Here is a 16572-nt window from a genome sequence, read left to right as displayed (position 1 = left end):
GGTTCGAACGCAACAATACAGGACTCGATTACACAGGCTGGAGCTGATGCGCGGGAATCATGGCCAAACTCCGGCCACTGCCGAAGCCTACATGGCGCCGGCTTCGTCCTCGAAACCATCGTCTCCGCCTTCGGAACCACCATTCTCGAGGAACTTTTCCGCAATCAGCCCGGCATTCTGCCGTAGTGCCAATTCGATTTCGCGCGCCGTATCGGGATTGTCGCGCAGGAACAGTTTTGCATTCTCGCGGCCCTGGCCGAGACGCTGCGAATTGTAGGAGAACCAGGCGCCCGACTTTTCGACCACGCCAGCCTTGACGCCGAGGTCAACCAGCTCGCCGGTCTTGGACACGCCCTCGCCATACATGATATCGAACTCGACCACCTTGAAGGGCGGCGCCAGCTTGTTCTTGACCACCTTGACGCGGGTCTGGTTGCCGACGACCTCGTCGCGGTCCTTGACCGAGCCGATGCGGCGAATGTCGAGGCGCACCGAAGCGTAGAATTTCAGCGCGTTGCCGCCGGTCGTGGTCTCGGGCGAACCGAACATGACGCCGATCTTCATGCGGATCTGGTTGATGAAGATGACCATGGTGTTGGAGCGCGAGATCGAGGCGGTCAGCTTGCGCAGCGCCTGGCTCATCAGGCGGGCCTGCAGGCCGGGCAGCGAATCGCCCATCTCGCCTTCGATTTCGGCGCGCGGCGTCAGCGCCGCGACCGAATCGACCACCAGCACGTCGATGGCGCCGGAACGCACCAGCGTGTCGCAGATCTCCAGCGCCTGCTCGCCGGTATCGGGCTGCGAGATCAAGAGGTTTTCGAGGTCGACGCCGAGCTTGCGGGCATAGACCGGGTCGAGCGCGTGCTCGGCATCGACGAAGGCGCAGATGCCGCCCTTCTTCTGGGCCTCCGCCACAGTGTGCAGCGCCAGCGTCGTCTTGCCCGAGCTTTCCGGCCCGTAGATCTCGATGATGCGGCCGCGCGGCAGGCCGCCGACGCCGAGCGCGATGTCGAGGCCAAGCGAACCGGTCGGCACCGTTTCGATCTCGACGACCTGCTCGTTTGCGCCGAGCCGCATGATCGAGCCCTTGCCGAAGGCACGCTCGATTTGCGACAGCGCCGCATCCAGAGCCTTTGATTTGTCCACCGTTTTGTCCTCTACAAGCCGCAAAGAATTCTGAGCCATGATACATCACCCCTTGGTCGTCAATGAAGGCCGGACAATCCGTAATCCCTATCAATTTGTACCTTTTTTGTTCTCGATTGGCAAGGGGATACAACCGATTGAAAAAGCAACAATATCCGGATTTGTTCTTTTTTTGTTTCGTGTTTTCACCCAGGATGCATCCCGGCATCACCCGCAGGATTCTGCTAGGCATCTTCCGAATCGCGCCTCCGGTTGCCGGGTTCCGCCGGACAACCTAGTCTCCACCCGGCAGCAGCAAAGGTCATCTCACTGGGCATGATGAAGTCGCCGACGATCCTGGCAGTAGGCGGCGCCTATATCGAGCGGCGCGGCCAGGTTTCGGGCGCCTTCGTGCCGGCGGCGTCGAACCCCGGCACGATGCGCGAGGAAGTCGGCGGCGCCGTCTTCAATGCGCTGCGCTGCGCCGTGCGCCGCGGCGTCTCCGGCTCGCTGCTTTCGGTACGGGGCGGCGATGTTCTGGCCGATACGCTTTCACGCGCCATTGCTGCAGCCGGCATTGCCGATCTGTCCGTGGTGTTCCTCGATCGCACGACGCCGAGCAACACAGTGCTGATCGACGGCGACGGCGCGCTGATCGCCGGCCTCGCCGACATGGCGCTCTACGACCTGGCACTTGCCAAGCAGATCCGCCGTGCCAAGGTGCGCGAGGCAATCAGCACCGCTGATGCAGTCCTTTGCGACGCAAACCTGCCGTCGGCGGCGCTCGAGCGGCTGGTAGCGCTTGCAGCCGACAAGCCCGTGTTTGCACTTGCCGTTTCGCCCAGCAAGGCGGCGCGGCTGACGCTGGTGCTTGAGTTTCTGGCGATGGCCTTCATGAACCGGCACGAGGCCGGCGCGCTTACCGGCGCCGACGTCGATGCCGACGAGCGTGGCATTGTCGACGGCCTAAGACGCGCCGGCCTGAAAAGCGGCGTGGTCACCGCTGGCGACGGTCCGGTGCTGGGTTTCGACGCGGTCGGCGCCTTCTCGATCCTGCCGCCGAAAAAAGTCACGGTCGGCGCCGCCGATGCGCTGGCGGGCGCGACGATGGCCGCCCTGCTGCGCGGCCTGACGCTGGGCGCAGCGCTGCGCGAAGGCGTTGCCGCAGCAATGCTCGCCGTCGAGAGCGCCACCTTCACGAGCGCTATCTTTGCCGAGGCGCTGGCATTCGTGCCCGAGGCGCGCGACCTGGCTTGAAACCCTGGATGTTGGCGCCGCCCCTGAACCCCCTGCCGGGACCTTCTCCCCGTGAAGGACGGGGAGAAGGGGCTTGGCCGCGACGCCGGCGACCCTCTCCCCGTCCTTCACGGGGAGAGGGGCGGCGCCAACCTGGAGCGATTGTCTTTAGCTGAGTGGCTAGCGGACGCACCTATTTGCCGGCACGCAGCCCCGCCTCATAGGCCAGGCGTGCCCAGACCGCCATCTCATCCGGATCGTCGAAGGCGCTGTCGGGAACGCTCCAATACGGCATCGACACCAGCTTGCCGTGCCGCGACCCCGTATAGGTCCATTGCCGGCAGCCGGCCGCCTCGAATTCGGGCGCGCTTTCCGCATCGGCTTTCAGCATCAATTCGTCACGAATGACGATGGCGACGATCACGCCGTCGAAATAGATGCCCTTGCCGCCGAACATCTTGCGAATGCTGACCGGTCCGAGGCCTTCGAAAAGTTCGGCAATGCGTTCATTGTCCATGCCGCGATCATGTCACCCGGATTTCCCCTTGTCATCGCCGCAGCCGGCACCATCCTGACAAGTTGAAAGCCAATTTCGTCGGAGTTTTTCATGCCGCTTCTGCTCAAAGGGTCCTGCCGGTGCAATGCCGTCCGCTTCGAGGTGGAAAGCCACACGCCGGTGCCGTTCATGCTGTGCTACTGCTCGATCTGCCGCAAGCAGCAGGGCGGCGGTGGCTTTGCCATCAATCTCGGTGCCGATTTCGAGACGCTGAAAATCAAGGGCAAACGCCATCTTGGCGTCTACCAGGCCGAGATCGAGGACGACGAGCATCCGCAATGCGAGATCTCGTCAGGCGAGCGGAATTTCTGCAAAAAATGTGGTTCGGCACTGTGGCTCTATGACCGGACTTGGCCGGAGCTGGTCCACCCCTTCGCCTCGGCGATCGACACAGACCTGCCGAAACCGCCTGAAAAGGTGCACCTCATGCTGAAATACAAGGCGAACTGGGTCGAGCCCGAAATCGGCAAGGACGACAAGGTCTTCGACGTCTATCCCGAGGAATCGATCGCAGACTGGCACAAACGAACGGGAATGTGGGTGGATTAGCATTTCTTCGCCCCGTTTACATAGGCTAAGCCCCCTCACCCGGATTGCCAACCGAATTGCGAAGGGCAATTCGGGGCAATCCGACCTCTCCCCGAGGGGAGAGGAGGTCGCCAGCGTTGATGCAAGCCTCTTCTCCCCAGCGGGGAGAAGGTGGCCCGAAGGGCCGGATGAGGGGGACAACAGGGAGAAGGGAAATCAGGCCGATGCGCGCGCCTCGGCCAGGGCCTTCAGATCGGCCGGCTTGAGCTCCACCGATTCGCCGCAGCCGCAGGCCGAGCTCTGGTTCGGGTTGCGGAAGGTGAAGCCGGTGCGCAGCGTCGTCTGCTCGAAATCCATCTCGGTGCCGAACAGGAAAAGCGCTGCCTCAGGCGCGACATAGACATGGGCGCCGTCGCGCTCGATATGATCGTCCCTGGTGTTGGGCTCGGTCACCAGATCGACCGTATATTCCATGCCGGCGCAGCCGCCCTTCTTGATGCCAAGGCGAATGCCATGCGCATTCTCACGGGTCGCGACGATCTCGCGAACCCGATCGGCAGCCCTTTCGGTCATCGTGATGACGGCGAAGCGTCCCATTCTTTTTCTCCGCGTTCGCGCAGGTTCAAGGCCTGCGGAATGAGTCTTCACCTAAAATGGTGAAGTTTTCTGCCTGGCGCAAGTGCGCCTCAATACCAGCCCACCGCGACCTGCGCCTCTTCCGACATGCGGTCGGGCGACCAGGGCGGATCGAAGGTCATGTTGACCTCGACGCCGGAAACGCCTTCGACGGCGCCGACGGCATTTTCCACCCAGCCCGGCATTTCGCCGGCCACCGGGCAGCCCGGCGCGGTCAGGGTCATGTCGATCTTGACCGAGCGGTCGTCCTCGATATCGATCTTGTAGATCAGGCCGAGCTCATAGATGTCGGCCGGGATTTCCGGGTCGTAGACCGTCTTCAGCGCCGAAACGATGTCGTCGGTCAGCCGTGCCAGTTCGTCGGCGGGAATGGCCGAGGCGGAAACCACCTCATTGGCTGCCGTTTCCGACGTGGTCTCAGCGGTGTGGCCTGCATCATCCATGATCGTCATCCGAAGAACTTTCGCGCTTTTTCGAGCGCATCGGCCAAAGCGTCGACTTCGGCTCTGGTGTTATACATGCCGAACGATGCCCTGCATGTGGAGGTTACGCCAAAACGTTTCAACAGCGGCTGGGCGCAATGGGTGCCGGCACGGACGGCGACGCCTTGCCTGTCGATCACCATCGACACGTCGTGGGCATGAATGCCTTGCAGCTCGAAGGAGATGATGGCGCCCTTGTCAGGCGCATCGCCGAAGATGCGCAGCGAATTGATGGCGCGCAGCCGCTGATGGGCATAATCCCTGAGATCGGCCTCGTGGGCGGCGATGCGCTCGCGGCCGATCTTTTCCATATATTCGAGCGCCGCACCCAGCCCGATCGCCTGGACGATCGGCGGCGTGCCTGCCTCGAAACGGTGCGGCGGATCGTTGTAGGTGACGATGTCTTGCGTCACCTCCTCAATCATCTCGCCGCCGCCCATGAACGGGCGCATGCGCTCCAGCATGTCCTTCTTGCCATAGAGCACGCCGATGCCCGAGGGCCCATAAACCTTGTGGCCGGTGAAGACGAAGAAATCGCAGTCGAGGTCCTGCACGTCGATCGGCATGTGCACGGCGCTCTGGCTGCCGTCGACCAGCACCGGAATGCCGCGCGCATGCGCGATGCGGACGATCTCCTTGATCGGCGTCACGGTGCCCAGCGCATTCGACATGTGCGTGATGGCGACCAGTTTTGTGCGGTCGGTCAGCCGTTTCTCGAACTCCTCGATGTGGAAGATGCCGAGATCGTCGACCGGCACCCAGACCAGCTTCGCGCCCTGCCGCTCGCGGATGAAATGCCACGGCACGATGTTGGAATGGTGTTCCATGATCGACAGGACTATTTCATCGCCCTCGCCGATATTGGGCATGCCATAACCATAAGCAACGGTGTTGATCGCCGCGGTCGTGTTCGAGGTGAAGACGATGTTGTCGGTATCAGGCGCGTTCAGAAATCTTTGCACAATCTTGCGCGCGTTCTCAAAGGCGTCGGTCGCGGCATTCGACAGGAAATGCAGTCCGCGATGGACGTTGGCATATTCCTGGGCGTAGGCGTGCTGGATGGCGTCGAGCACGGCCTGCGGCTTCTGCGCCGAGGCGCCGTTGTCGAGATAGATCAGCGGTTTGCCGTAGACTTCCCGCGACAGGATCGGAAAGTCGCGGCGGATCGCCTCGACGTCGTAGGGGATGTTTTCGACTTTCTGGTCCATCTCGAAGTCCTTGCTACGCCGCGTTCCTTCCAGCACCCCTCATCCGTCTTGGCGCTACGCGCCAATCCACCTTCTCCCACAAGGGGAGAAGGAGAGGCGCTCTTCCTTCTCCCTTGTGGGAGAAGGTGGCCGAGCGGAGCTCGGTCGGATGAGGGGTGTTGGCCGAAGCGCCAAACCCTCACCCACTGTCACCCGTGCGCCGCGAACCAGCCGTCGAGCCTCGTTTCCAGCGCCTCGACGATCGCTTCGTCGTCAAGTTCCTCGATCACCTCGGCGACGAACGCCTTGACCAGCAGGCCACGAGCGGCCTTCTCGTCGATGCCGCGCGCCATCAGGTAGAACAAGTGGCTATGATCGATCTCGGTGACGGTGGCGCCGTGGCCGCAAACGACGTCGTCGGCGAAGATTTCGAGCTCAGGCTTGGTCGAGAACTCGCCGTCATCCGACAGAAGCAGCGTGTTGCAGGCCATCTTGGCGTTGGTCTTCTGCGCGTATTGGTGGACGTTGATGCGCCCCTGGAAGACGCCGCGCGCTCTTCCCGTCACCACGTTGCGGATCACTTCCGTCGAAGCCGTGTGCGGCACCGCATGGTCGAGCACCATGGTCACGTCGGTATGGGTTTCACCAGCAAGCAGGTTGATGCCGCGCAGCGTGAAATCGGCGCCTTCGCCTGTCGTTCTGACCACGATCTCCTGGCGCACCAGCTTGCCGCCGGCATTCATCACGAACAGCGTCAGCTTCGCATTTTTGCCAAGATGCGCCTTGAACTGGGCAAGATGCGTCGCTGTATCCGGCTGCTCCTGCACGATCAGCCAGGTCACCTCGGCGCCCTCGTCAAGCAGAAGCTGGCTGACCGAACTGACGAGTGCGGCGCCCTCGCCCGCCTGGCGCTCGACGATCACGGCCTTGGCGCCGGCGCCGACGCGGACGCTGAGGCGGACATGCGTCTGGCCGCCGGCCTGCAGGTTCTGCAGTTCGATCGGCTTGTCCAACTCGGTGCCGTCGGCAATGTCGACAAAATAGCCGTCGGCAACGAAAGCGGTGTTCAGCGCGCCGATGGCATCGTCGGCGTCATAGAGGTCGAGGCCCGGTGCGATGCTGCCGTCGGTCAGCTTCTCCGACAGGCGCTGCACGGCGATGCCCTCAATTTCAGGCATTTTCGCACTCGACACGCCGTTGAGCACCGGCAGGACAGCGGATCCTTCGACGACAGGCGCAATGGCTTTTGGGGCGGCTGCGGGATCGAAATCCGGAACCGAAGTCAATAGGCGGCGCAGGTCGGTGTAGTGCCAGGATTCGATGCGCCGCGTCGGCAGGCCGCTCTTAATCGCCTCGATGGCGTCGTCGCGCTTCAGCATCACCGTGCCGTCGCCGGGCAGCAACGACAGCCGGTCGCTGAAGGCGTCGATCAGCGCCGTTTCGGCCGGCGTTCGCTGGGGTGTCGTATGTATATTCATCGGTCTCGCCTTGTTTGGCTTGCCTTCTTGGCCTTCTGGCATCTCACGCAGCTTGGCCGATCACGCCGGCATAGCCATTGGCCTCGAGGTCGAGCGCCAGCGACTTGTCGCCCGACTTGACCACCTGGCCTCTGTACAGCACGTGCACGCTATCCGGCACGATGTACTGAAGCAGGCGCTGGTAGTGGGTGATGATGACGATGGCGCGGTCCGGCGCGCGCAACGCGTTGACGCCTTCCGAAACGATCTTCAGCGCATCGATGTCGAGACCTGAGTCTGTCTCGTCGAGCACGCACAGCTTTGGCTCCAGAAGCTTCATCTGCAGGATCTCGGCGCGCTTCTTCTCGCCGCCGGAAAAGCCGACATTGAGCGGCCGCTTCAGCATCGCCATGTCCATGTCGAGCAAGGCGGCGGCATCCTTCAGGCGCTTCAGGAATTCCGGGATCTTCAGCGGCTCCTCGCCGCGGGCCTTGCGCTGCTCGTTCATCGCCACTTTCAGGAATTCCATCGTCGCCACACCGGGTATCTCCATCGGATACTGGAAGGCGAGAAAAATGCCTGATGTGGCGCGCTCGGCCGGGTCCATTTCGAGGATCGACTGGCCGTTATAGAGAATGTCGCCTTCGGTCACCTCATAATCCTCGCGCCCGGCGAGGATGTAGGACAGCGTCGATTTTCCCGAGCCGTTCGGCCCCATGATGGCGGCGACCTCGCCGGCTTTCACCGTCAGGTTCAGGCCGCGGATGATCTCGGTGCCGTCATCGACGATGCGAGCATGCAAATTTCTGATTTCAAGCATTTTTTCTTTTCCTGAAAATTTTCGGTCCGGTCAGCCGACCGAGCCCTCGAGGCTGATCCCAATCAGCTTCTGCGCCTCGACCGCGAATTCCATCGGCAGTTGCTGGATGACGTCCTTGACGAAGCCGTTGACGATCAGCGCGATCGCCTCTTCTTCGGGAATGCCGCGCTGCATGACGTAGAACTTCTGGTCCTCGGAAATCTTCGACGTCGTCGCCTCATGCTCGAACTGCGCAGTTGCGTTCTTGGCTTCCATGTAGGGCACGGTGTGCGCGCCGCACTGGTCGCCGATCAGCAGCGAGTCGCAGTTGGTGAAGTTGCGGGCGTTGGTCGCCTTGCGGTGCGCCGAGACTTGGCCGCGATAGGTGTTCTGCGAGAAGCCGGCGGCGATGCCCTTGGAGATGATGCGGCTCGACGTGTTCTTGCCGAGATGGATCATCTTGGTGCCGCTGTCGACCTGCTGGTAGCCGTTCGACACGGCGATCGAATAGAACTCGCCGCTGGAATCGTCACCGCGCAGGATGCAGCTCGGATATTTCCAGGTGATCGCCGAGCCGGTCTCGACCTGCGTCCATGAAATCTTCGAACGGTGGCCGCGGCAGTCGCCGCGCTTGGTGACGAAATTGTAGATGCCGCCCTTGCCTTCGGCGTCGCCGGGGTACCAGTTCTGCACCGTCGAGTATTTGATCTCGGCATCGTCGAGCGCGATCAGTTCGACAACCGCAGCGTGAAGCTGGTTCTCGTCGCGCTGCGGCGCCGTGCAGCCTTCGAGATAGGAGACGTAGGCCCCTTCCTCGGCGATGATCAGCGTGCGCTCGAACTGGCCGGTGTTCTTCTCGTTCATGCGGAAATAGGTCGACAGTTCCATCGGGCAGCGCACGCCCTTGGGCACGAAGACGAAAGAACCGTCGGTGAACACCGCCGAATTCAGCGTGGCGTAGAAATTGTCCGAGGTCGGCACGACCGAGCCGAGATACTTCTTCACCAGATCCGGGTGCTCGCGGATGGCTTCCGAGATCGAGCAGAAGATGACGCCGGCCTGCGCCAGCTCCTTCTTGAAGGTGGTGACGACGGAAACCGAATCGAACACGGCGTCGACGGCGACGCGGCCCGACTTGTAGACATTGTCGCTGGCTTCCTCGAGTTCCGACGCGTCGGTCTTCTGCACACCGGCGAGGATCTCCTGTTCCCTCAGCGGGATGCCGAGCTTTTCATAGACCCTCAACAGTTCGGGGTCGACGTCGCTCAGCGATGTCGGTCCCGGCGTGCTCTTGGGCGCCGCATAATAGTAGAGGTCCTGGAAATCGATCTTCGGATAATGGACGCGCGCCCATTTAGGCTCGTCCAGGGTCACCCAGCGCCGATACGCTTCCAGGCGCCATTCCAGCATCCAGGACGGCTCGTCCTTCTTCGCCGAAATGAAGCGGATAATGTCTTCACTCAGGCCCTTTGGGGCCTTGTCCATCGCGATTTCGGTCTGGAATCCGTATTTGTATTGGTCGACGTCGATCTTTCGGACCCGATCGATCGTGTCCTGCACAGCAGGCATCAGCGTTCTCCATCCACGCCGGGGTCAAGGCCCGGCAGTTTTCAAACTATGGCACCGCGAAACGAGTACCCGCGAGGCACCCGAGGCGGCGTAAGTTCCATATAGTGCGTCCCTGCCGGGAATTCACCCGGCCACCATGAAACGCACGGCTCTACCAGGCCAAAAAGCCTGCGTTTGTTTGCCGCGCTCAGGCGGCTTCTTCCCTGCCTGCGCGGCGTGAGGCAATGCCTGCCAGCGCAGCGCGGAACAGTTCGATGTCCTGCGCGCTCGTTGCGTGGCCGATGGACACGCGCAAAGCGCCAAGGCTGTCATTGTATCCCATGGCTTTCAGTACATGGCTCGGGCCGACCTTGCCCGACGAACAGGCGGAACCGGCCGACAGCGCCACGCCCGCCAGATCGAAGGCGATCTGCGCCGTCTCGGCCTTGATGCCCGCAATAGCGAAGAATGTCGTGTTGGCAAGCCTCGGCGCGCCGGTTCCGAAGATCTCCGCAACCGGCACCAGCGTTTTCACGATGGCCTCGATCTCATCGCGGCGGCTGCCGACCGCATCGATACTCTTCAATCCGATCAGGGCCTCCCGCGCCGCCGCGCCGAAGCCGGCGATCGCGGCCAGGTTTTCGGTGCCGCCGCGATGACCCTTTTCCTGGCCACCGCCGGCGATCAAGGGCCTGGGCATCATCAGGTCCGAGGCGGCGATAATGGCGCCAACGCCCTTGGGACCGCCGATCTTGTGCGAAGACAGAATCAAGTAATCGGCATAACCCGCTGACATATCGAGCGGAATGCGACCGGCTGCCTGCACGGCGTCGACGACCAGGATGCCGCCTGCCGCCTTGACGATTTCGGCGATGCGCCCGACCGGCTGGATGACGCCGGTCTCGTTGTTGGCGGCATGGATCGCCACCAGCGGCAGGCCGTCCGCCTTGTCATGCCGGCCAAGTGCCGCCGCCAGCGCGTCCAGCCTGACAATGCCGTCGGCGTCGACGCCGATGCGTGTTACCCGGGCTGCCGGAAAGCGCCCGCCGTTCAGCACACAAGGATGATCGGCTTCGCAGACATAGAGCCGGCTCATGCGGACAGTGCCGCGCCCCATCTGCCAATCCGGCGTCAGCAGCGTCGAGGCGGCTTCCGTCGCACCGGAGGTGAACACGACATGCTCGACGCCGGCGTTGACCAGCAGCGCCACATCGCGCCTTGCATTCTCGATCAGCCGCCGTGCGGCGCGGCCCTCGGCATGGACCGACGACGGGTTGCCGGCGGTGTCGAGCGCGGCAATCATTGCCGCGCGCGCCGCGGCAAGCAGCGGGGCGCTGGCATTGTAGTCGAGATAGGCGCGTCTTCCGGCCATTTTCGTTTCGATCGGTCCCTTCAAGAGCCATTCCGCGAGGATAGCGCGTTATTTCCTTGAAATTGCAAGGCAAGCCGTCCTATTTACGCGACTTGCGGCGCGGATGGCCGAACCACGACGTTTTGGCCACCCAGTTTTGAACAATTCTAAACTAGCTTCTAAGAAGACGCTCGCCCTGCGTCAAGGCCTGCGGAAGACTGGGGCCAGAGGAAGAGTTGTTCCGGGCGCCGCGCATTCTTATGCCATGTGGAGTATTTTATGCCTGAGGTCATTTTCACCGGTCCGGCCGGCCGCCTGGAGGGTCGCTACCAGCCTTCCAAGGAAAAGAGCGCGCCGATCGCCATCATCCTGCACCCGCACCCCCAGTTCGGCGGCACGATGAACAACAAGATCGTCTACGACCTCTTCTACATGTTCCAGAAGCGGGATTTCACCACGCTTCGCTTCAATTTCCGCGGCATCGGTCGTAGTCAGGGCGAATTCGACCACGGCACCGGCGAATTGTCGGATGCGGCCGCGGCACTTGACTGGGTGCAGTCGCTGCATCCGGATTCCAAGAGCTGCTGGGTCGCTGGCTATTCGTTCGGCTCGTGGATCGGCATGCAGCTTCTGATGCGCCGGCCGGAGATCGAAGGCTTCATCTCGATCGCGCCGCAGCCCAACACCTATGATTTCTCGTTCCTGGCACCCTGCCCGTCGTCCGGCCTCATCATCCATGGCGACGCCGACAAGGTCGCGCCGCCAAAGGACGTGCAAGGGCTGGTCGACAAGCTGCACACGCAAAAGGGCATCACCATCACCCAGAAGACCTTGCCCGGCGCCAACCATTTCTTCTCCAACGATGCGGACCTCCTGCTCCAGGAATGCGCGGACTATCTCGATCGCCGCCTGGCAGGCGAGTTGTCCGACCCGCGGCCGAAACGGTTGCGATAGGCCGAACAGCGAAGATATCTCCGGCATCTCGCGTCGGGCTCTTTCGCAGGATATGGCCTTCGATTCGATGCCGAGCGGCGCCGTTACAGCGGTCAGGTGGCAAAACCGGATTCCCCTTTTGCTGACCGCGCTTGGATGCTAAACGCCCGCGTTCACGCATGCCACGCCCGATCCGCTTCGGTCGGGCGCTTTCGGGAAAGAAAAAATGTCCGCCTTCAAATCCGATTTCCTGCGCGTAATGAGCGAGCGTGGTTTCATCCACCAGATTTCGGATGATGCCGGCCTCGACCAGCTTTTCGCCAAGGATACGGTGACCGCCTATGTCGGTTACGACGCCACCGCGACCAGCCTGCATATCGGCAATCTGATTTCCGCGACCATGCTCTACTGGCTGCAGGAGACCGGCCACCGGCCGATTGCGCTGATGGGCGGCGGCACTTCGATGATCGGCGATCCTTCCTTCCGCGACGACCAGCGCAAGCTTTTGACGCCTGAGGCCATCGCCACCAACATCGAGGGCATCAAGCGCATCTTCGGCCGCATCCTGCGTTTCGGCGACGGTGCGGGCGACGCGATCATGGTCAACAATGCCGACTGGCTGATGAAGCTCAACTATGTCGAGTTCCTGCGCGATGTCGGCCGGCATTTTTCGGTCAACCGCATGCTGACCTTCGACAGCGTCAAGCTGAGACTCGAGCGCGAGCAATCGCTCTCCTTCCTCGAATTCAACTACATGATCCTGCAGGGCTATGATTTCGTCGAGCTCAGCCGGCGCTATGGCTGCCGCCTGCAGATGGGCGGATCGGACCAGTGGGGCAATATCATCAACGGCGTCGATCTCGGACACCGCATGGGCACGCCGCAGCTTTATGCCCTGACCACACCGCTGCTGACGACATCGTCAGGCGCCAAGATGGGCAAATCGGCGAAGGGCGCGGTCTGGCTGAACGGCGACCTCTACTCGCCCTATGATTTCTGGCAGTACTGGCGCAACACCGAGGACGCCGACGTCACGCGCTTCCTCAAGATTTTCACCCGCCTGCCGCTCGGCGAGATCGCGCGGCTCGCCGCGCTTGGCGGCTCCGAGATCAACGAGGCCAAGAAGGTCCTGGCCACGGAAACGACGGCCATCGTGCACGGCCGCGAGGCGGCCGAGCAAGCCGAGGAAACCGCGCGCAAGACGTTTGAAGAAGGCGCGCTGGCCGAAACGCTGCCGACCGTCGAGGTCGGCAAGGCCGATCTGGAAAGCGGCGTCGGCATATTGTCGCTGTTCGTTGCCGCCGGGCTTGCCGCGTCCAACGGCGAGGCGCGGCGACACATCCAGGGCGGCGCCGTGCGGCTGAACGACCAGTCCGTGTCCGACGATCGCCGGTTGGTGACGCTTGAGGATCTAGGTCCGGAACAGGTCGTAAAGCTGTCGCTCGGCAAGAAAAAACACGTTCTGGTGCGGCCGGTCTGACCGGCGCTTGATCGATCTCGATGGAATCGGGATGGGGCTTCATTAGTCCTTTCCCGAAACCCGCTTCACATCTTGCTGTGGTTCGGGATCACGGCCCAGGTAAAACCTAATCAGGTAGGTACTGAGAAGGGCCGAGATGGGTGAATATTGCCATTCGTCTCATCTATCGGAACGAGCAGGTAGCGCCATGAGCCGACACCTTGGAATACCGTGATCCTCGACGACTTGTCTCACCTTGATAGCGGACGAGATCATTGTTGACGGCGGCGAGCCCGGATTACGACCGCGAAGCGGTCAGAAATCCAAATCCATATCGTGATGATGATGCTCGTGACCGGGAAGCTCCGGCGGCGGCGGGCCAGGCACTTCGGCCACCATCGCCTCCGTCATGATGAGGAGGCCTGCCACCGAGGCTGCGCCCTGGAGCGCCGTTCGCACCACCTTGGCTGGGTCGATGATGCCCTTTGACACCAGATCCGCGTACACGCCCGATTGGGCATCGTAGCCATAGGCGTTGTCGTCGTTTTCGAGGATCCCGGCGATGACGACCGAGCCTTCCAGGCCGGCATTGATCGCGATTTGCCGAGCCGGCCAGGTGATCGCCTTCCTGACGATCGCGATGCCGACCTGCTGGTCCTCGTTGCTGCCCTTGAGCTTCTTGAGCGCCCTGCCGGCGCGCAGTAAGGCGACCCCACCGCCGGGGAGAATGCCCTCTGCAACCGCGGCTCTTGTCGCGTTCATCGCGTCATCGATGCGATCCTTCTTCTCCCTGACCTCGACTTCGGTTGCACCGCCGACCCGGATAACGGCGACGCCACCGGCGAGCCTGGCCAGCCGCTCCTGGAGGTTCTCGCGGTCGAAATCGGAGGTGGTTTCAGCAAGCTCGAGCTTGATCTCGGCGATGCGGGCCTCGATGCTTTCCCGCTCGCCGGCGCCGCCGACGATCGTGGTGTTTGCCTTGTCGATCATCACCTTCTTGGTGCGCCCGAGCATATCGAGGGAAGCATGTTCGAGCTTGATGCCCAAATCCTCGGAGATCACCGTTCCGCCGGTCATCAGCGCGAGATCCTGCAGCATCGCCTTGCGGCGGTTTCCGTAGGCCGGCGCCTTCACGGCTGCAACCTTGAGAGCGCCGCGCAACTTGTTGACCACCAGCGCCGCCATCACCTCACTCTCGACATCCTCGGCGATGATGAGCAGCGGCTTGCCGGCCTGCACCACCTTCTCCAGCAGCGGCAGTATTTCGTTCAGACTGGACAGTTTCTTCTCGCTGACGAGGACATAGGCATCCTGCATCTCGACCCGCATCTTTGCGCGATTGGTGATGAAATGGGGCGAGATATAGCCGCGGTCGAACTGCATGCCCTCGACGAATTCGAGTTCGGTTTCGAGCGACGTCCCGTCCTCGACAGTGATCACGCCGTCATTGCCGACCCTCTTCATGGCGTCGGCGAGGCAGCGGCCGATCTCCCTGTCGCCGTTGGCCGAGATGGTCCCGACTTGCGCAATCTCGACGTTCGAGGTGACCTTCGTGGCGTTGTTTTTGAGTTCCGCGACGACGGCTTCGACCGCGAGATCGATGCCGCGTTTCAGGTCCATGGGATTCATGCCGGCGGCCACCGCCTTGGCGCCCTCCCGGGCGATCGCATGCGCGAGCACGACGGCGGTGGTCGTGCCGTCGCCGGCCTGATGGGAGGTTTTTGTTGCTATCTCGCGCACCATCTGGGCGCCCATGTTCTCGAACTTGTTATCGAGTTCGATTTCCCTGGCGACGGTCACGCCGTCCTTCGTGACCCGTGGCGCGCCGTGCTCCCTGCCGATCGCGACGTTGCGCCCCCGCGGGCCAAGCGTGACGCTCACCGCATTCGCCAGGATGTCAATGCCGCGCAGCATTCTGTCGCGAGCTTCGAACGAGAACATGATTTCCTTGGCAGCCATTTCCTTGATCCTTAAGACTAAATCTTCGGGGAACGGCGACGCCTCATTCGGCCGCTCAGGCGAGATTGTCCCGTGGCAGCCCGAGCCGATTCCAGACATCGAACAAAGCTGCCGCGAGCCGATCAATCATGATGTCCTCATGACAGGGTGTCGGCGTGATGCGCAGCCGCTCAGTTCCCTTCGCCACAGTCGGATAATTGATCGGCTGGATATAGATGTCGTGATCGCTCAGCAGCAGGTCGCTCGCCGCTTTGCAATGCGCCGGATCGCCGACTGCCACCGGAACGATATGGGTGTCGCTCAGGATGACCGGCAGCGCAGCGGCACCCAGCGCCGCCTTGACCCGCCGGACGCGATCCTGCTGGCGCTTGCGCTCCCAGTGCGAGGTTTTCAGATGCCGGATCGCCGCTGTGGCCGCGGCGCAGATCGCCGGCGGCAACGCGGTGGTGAAGATGAAACCCGGAGCATAGGAACGAACCGCATCGATCAGCACAGCACTTCCCGTGATATAGCCGCCGAGGCAGCCGAAGGCCTTGGCGAGCGTGCCTTCGATCACATCGATCCGGCTCATAGCGCCGTCGCGCGCGGCGATGCCGGCGCCGCGAGGGCCGTACATGCCCACAGCATGGACCTCGTCGAGATAGGTCATTGCGCCGTAACGATCGGCGATTTCGCAAATGCGATTGATTGGCGCGACGTCGCCGTCCATCGAATAGAGACTTTCGAAGACGATGAGTTTTGGCCGATCCGGACCCGCTGCCTTCAACAATTCCTCGAGATGATCGACGTCGTTGTGGCGGAAGATGCTCTTCTGCGTACCGGACTGACGGATGCCTTCGATCATCGAATTGTGGTTGAGCGCATCGGACAGGATCAGACAACCGGGGATCAGCTTGGCGATGGTCGAGATGCCAGTCTGGTTCGAAACATAGCCGGACGTAAAGACCAATGCCGCCTCCTTGCCGTGGAGATCGGCAAGCTCGCTCTCGAGCTCTAGGAGCGGATGGCTGGTGGCGGAGATATTGCGCGTCCCGCCGGCCCCCGTTCCCAGGCGGGTAGCAGTCTCCACCATGGCGGCGACCACTTTTGGGTGTTGTCCCATCCCGAGATAGTCGTTGGAGCACCAGATCACGACGTCCTTCGGTCCATGCGGGGAATGCCACACTGCATTGGGAAAGCGTCCGGCGACGCGCTCAAGGTCCGCGAACACACGGTAGCGCCGTTCCTCCTGCAGACGCGCGATCGCATCTGCAAAGAAACCGTCATAACTCGTATTGCCTGGCACCAAGATACGGCCTTGCCCATCGGCCATATCG

15 protein-coding genes are annotated in these 16572 nt (G+C 62.1%); 4 read left to right on the top strand and 11 right to left on the bottom strand.

All coding sequences use genetic code 11. The annotated features are described in order from the left end of the window. Nucleotides 1-87: 87 nt before the first annotated feature. Entirely contained in the window at nucleotides 88-1185 is a 1098-nt protein-coding gene (recA, locus tag AC0L2K_RS19580; protein WP_023798282.1) for a recombinase RecA, read from the bottom strand. 276 nt (nucleotides 1186-1461) lie between these two features. Between recA and AC0L2K_RS19575 the strand changes: the two genes are divergently transcribed. Next, the gene (locus AC0L2K_RS19575) at nucleotides 1462-2382 is read left to right on the top strand and encodes a carbohydrate kinase family protein (RefSeq protein WP_473532084.1); all 921 of its coding nucleotides are present in this window, start codon (nucleotides 1462-1464) and stop codon (nucleotides 2380-2382) included. Nucleotides 2383-2554: 172 nt separating this feature from the next. On the opposite strand, the gene AC0L2K_RS19570 is transcribed toward AC0L2K_RS19575, so the two are convergent. Then, nucleotides 2555-2878: a TfoX/Sxy family protein gene (locus AC0L2K_RS19570; RefSeq protein WP_091591417.1), complete on the bottom strand. Its 324-nt coding sequence runs from the start codon at nucleotides 2876-2878 to the stop codon at nucleotides 2555-2557. A gap of 90 nt (nucleotides 2879-2968) precedes the next feature. Between AC0L2K_RS19570 and AC0L2K_RS19565 the strand changes: the two genes are divergently transcribed. Beyond that, nucleotides 2969-3466 (top strand): GFA family protein, encoded by a 498-nt coding sequence (locus AC0L2K_RS19565; protein ID WP_091591419.1) that lies wholly within the window; start codon nucleotides 2969-2971, stop codon nucleotides 3464-3466. A 195-nt stretch (nucleotides 3467-3661) separates the two neighbouring features. Here AC0L2K_RS19565 and sufA read toward each other — a convergent pair whose 3' ends face one another. The 7 genes from sufA to AC0L2K_RS19530 all read right to left on the bottom strand — a co-directional run bounded on the left by sufA (nucleotide 3662) and on the right by AC0L2K_RS19530 (nucleotide 10926). After that, nucleotides 3662-4042, bottom strand: a complete 381-nt coding sequence (sufA, locus tag AC0L2K_RS19560) for a Fe-S cluster assembly scaffold SufA (RefSeq protein ID WP_473532083.1) — start codon at nucleotides 4040-4042, stop codon at nucleotides 3662-3664. An 89-nt stretch (nucleotides 4043-4131) separates the two neighbouring features. Continuing rightward, on the bottom strand, nucleotides 4132-4524 hold the full coding sequence (locus tag AC0L2K_RS19555; RefSeq protein WP_128168441.1) for an SUF system Fe-S cluster assembly protein: 393 nt from the start codon (nucleotides 4522-4524) through the stop codon (nucleotides 4132-4134). 5 nt (nucleotides 4525-4529) lie between these two features. Next, nucleotides 4530-5771, bottom strand: a complete 1242-nt coding sequence (locus AC0L2K_RS19550; RefSeq protein WP_473532082.1) for a cysteine desulfurase — start codon at nucleotides 5769-5771, stop codon at nucleotides 4530-4532. A gap of 188 nt (nucleotides 5772-5959) precedes the next feature. Then, nucleotides 5960-7228, bottom strand: a complete 1269-nt coding sequence (gene sufD, locus AC0L2K_RS19545; RefSeq protein WP_473532081.1) for a Fe-S cluster assembly protein SufD — start codon at nucleotides 7226-7228, stop codon at nucleotides 5960-5962. A 43-nt stretch (nucleotides 7229-7271) separates the two neighbouring features. Then, nucleotides 7272-8027: a Fe-S cluster assembly ATPase SufC gene (gene sufC / locus AC0L2K_RS19540; RefSeq protein ID WP_473532080.1), complete on the bottom strand. Its 756-nt coding sequence runs from the start codon at nucleotides 8025-8027 to the stop codon at nucleotides 7272-7274. A gap of 30 nt (nucleotides 8028-8057) precedes the next feature. Then, a complete protein-coding gene (gene sufB, locus AC0L2K_RS19535) occupies nucleotides 8058-9575 on the bottom strand; it encodes a Fe-S cluster assembly protein SufB (protein ID WP_023798290.1) in 1518 nt (505 codons plus the stop codon). A gap of 187 nt (nucleotides 9576-9762) precedes the next feature. After that, the gene (locus AC0L2K_RS19530; RefSeq protein WP_023798291.1) at nucleotides 9763-10926 is read right to left on the bottom strand and encodes a cysteine desulfurase family protein; all 1164 of its coding nucleotides are present in this window, start codon (nucleotides 10924-10926) and stop codon (nucleotides 9763-9765) included. A 258-nt stretch (nucleotides 10927-11184) separates the two neighbouring features. On the opposite strand from AC0L2K_RS19530, the gene AC0L2K_RS19525 reads away from it, so the two are divergent. Both AC0L2K_RS19525 and tyrS read left to right on the top strand, forming a co-directional pair. Further along, the gene (locus AC0L2K_RS19525) at nucleotides 11185-11859 is read left to right on the top strand and encodes an alpha/beta hydrolase (RefSeq protein ID WP_027154148.1); all 675 of its coding nucleotides are present in this window, start codon (nucleotides 11185-11187) and stop codon (nucleotides 11857-11859) included. Between the two features lie 205 nt (nucleotides 11860-12064). Further along, on the top strand, nucleotides 12065-13318 hold the full coding sequence (tyrS, locus tag AC0L2K_RS19520; protein WP_473532079.1) for a tyrosine--tRNA ligase: 1254 nt from the start codon (nucleotides 12065-12067) through the stop codon (nucleotides 13316-13318). Nucleotides 13319-13612: 294 nt separating this feature from the next. Here tyrS and groL read toward each other — a convergent pair whose 3' ends face one another. Beyond that, nucleotides 13613-15256, bottom strand: coding sequence for a chaperonin GroEL (gene groL, locus AC0L2K_RS19515; protein ID WP_027154146.1), 1644 nt, complete (start codon nucleotides 15254-15256; stop codon nucleotides 13613-13615). A 55-nt stretch (nucleotides 15257-15311) separates the two neighbouring features. Then, nucleotides 15312-16568 (bottom strand): 5-aminolevulinate synthase, encoded by a 1257-nt coding sequence (hemA, locus tag AC0L2K_RS19510; protein ID WP_473532145.1) that lies wholly within the window; start codon nucleotides 16566-16568, stop codon nucleotides 15312-15314. Nucleotides 16569-16572 lie beyond the last annotated feature (4 nt).

The organism is Mesorhizobium sp. WSM4817 (assembly GCF_055811135.1).
Note: the sequence above shows the minus strand (reverse complement) of the source record. Positions and strands in the feature narration are given on the sequence as shown.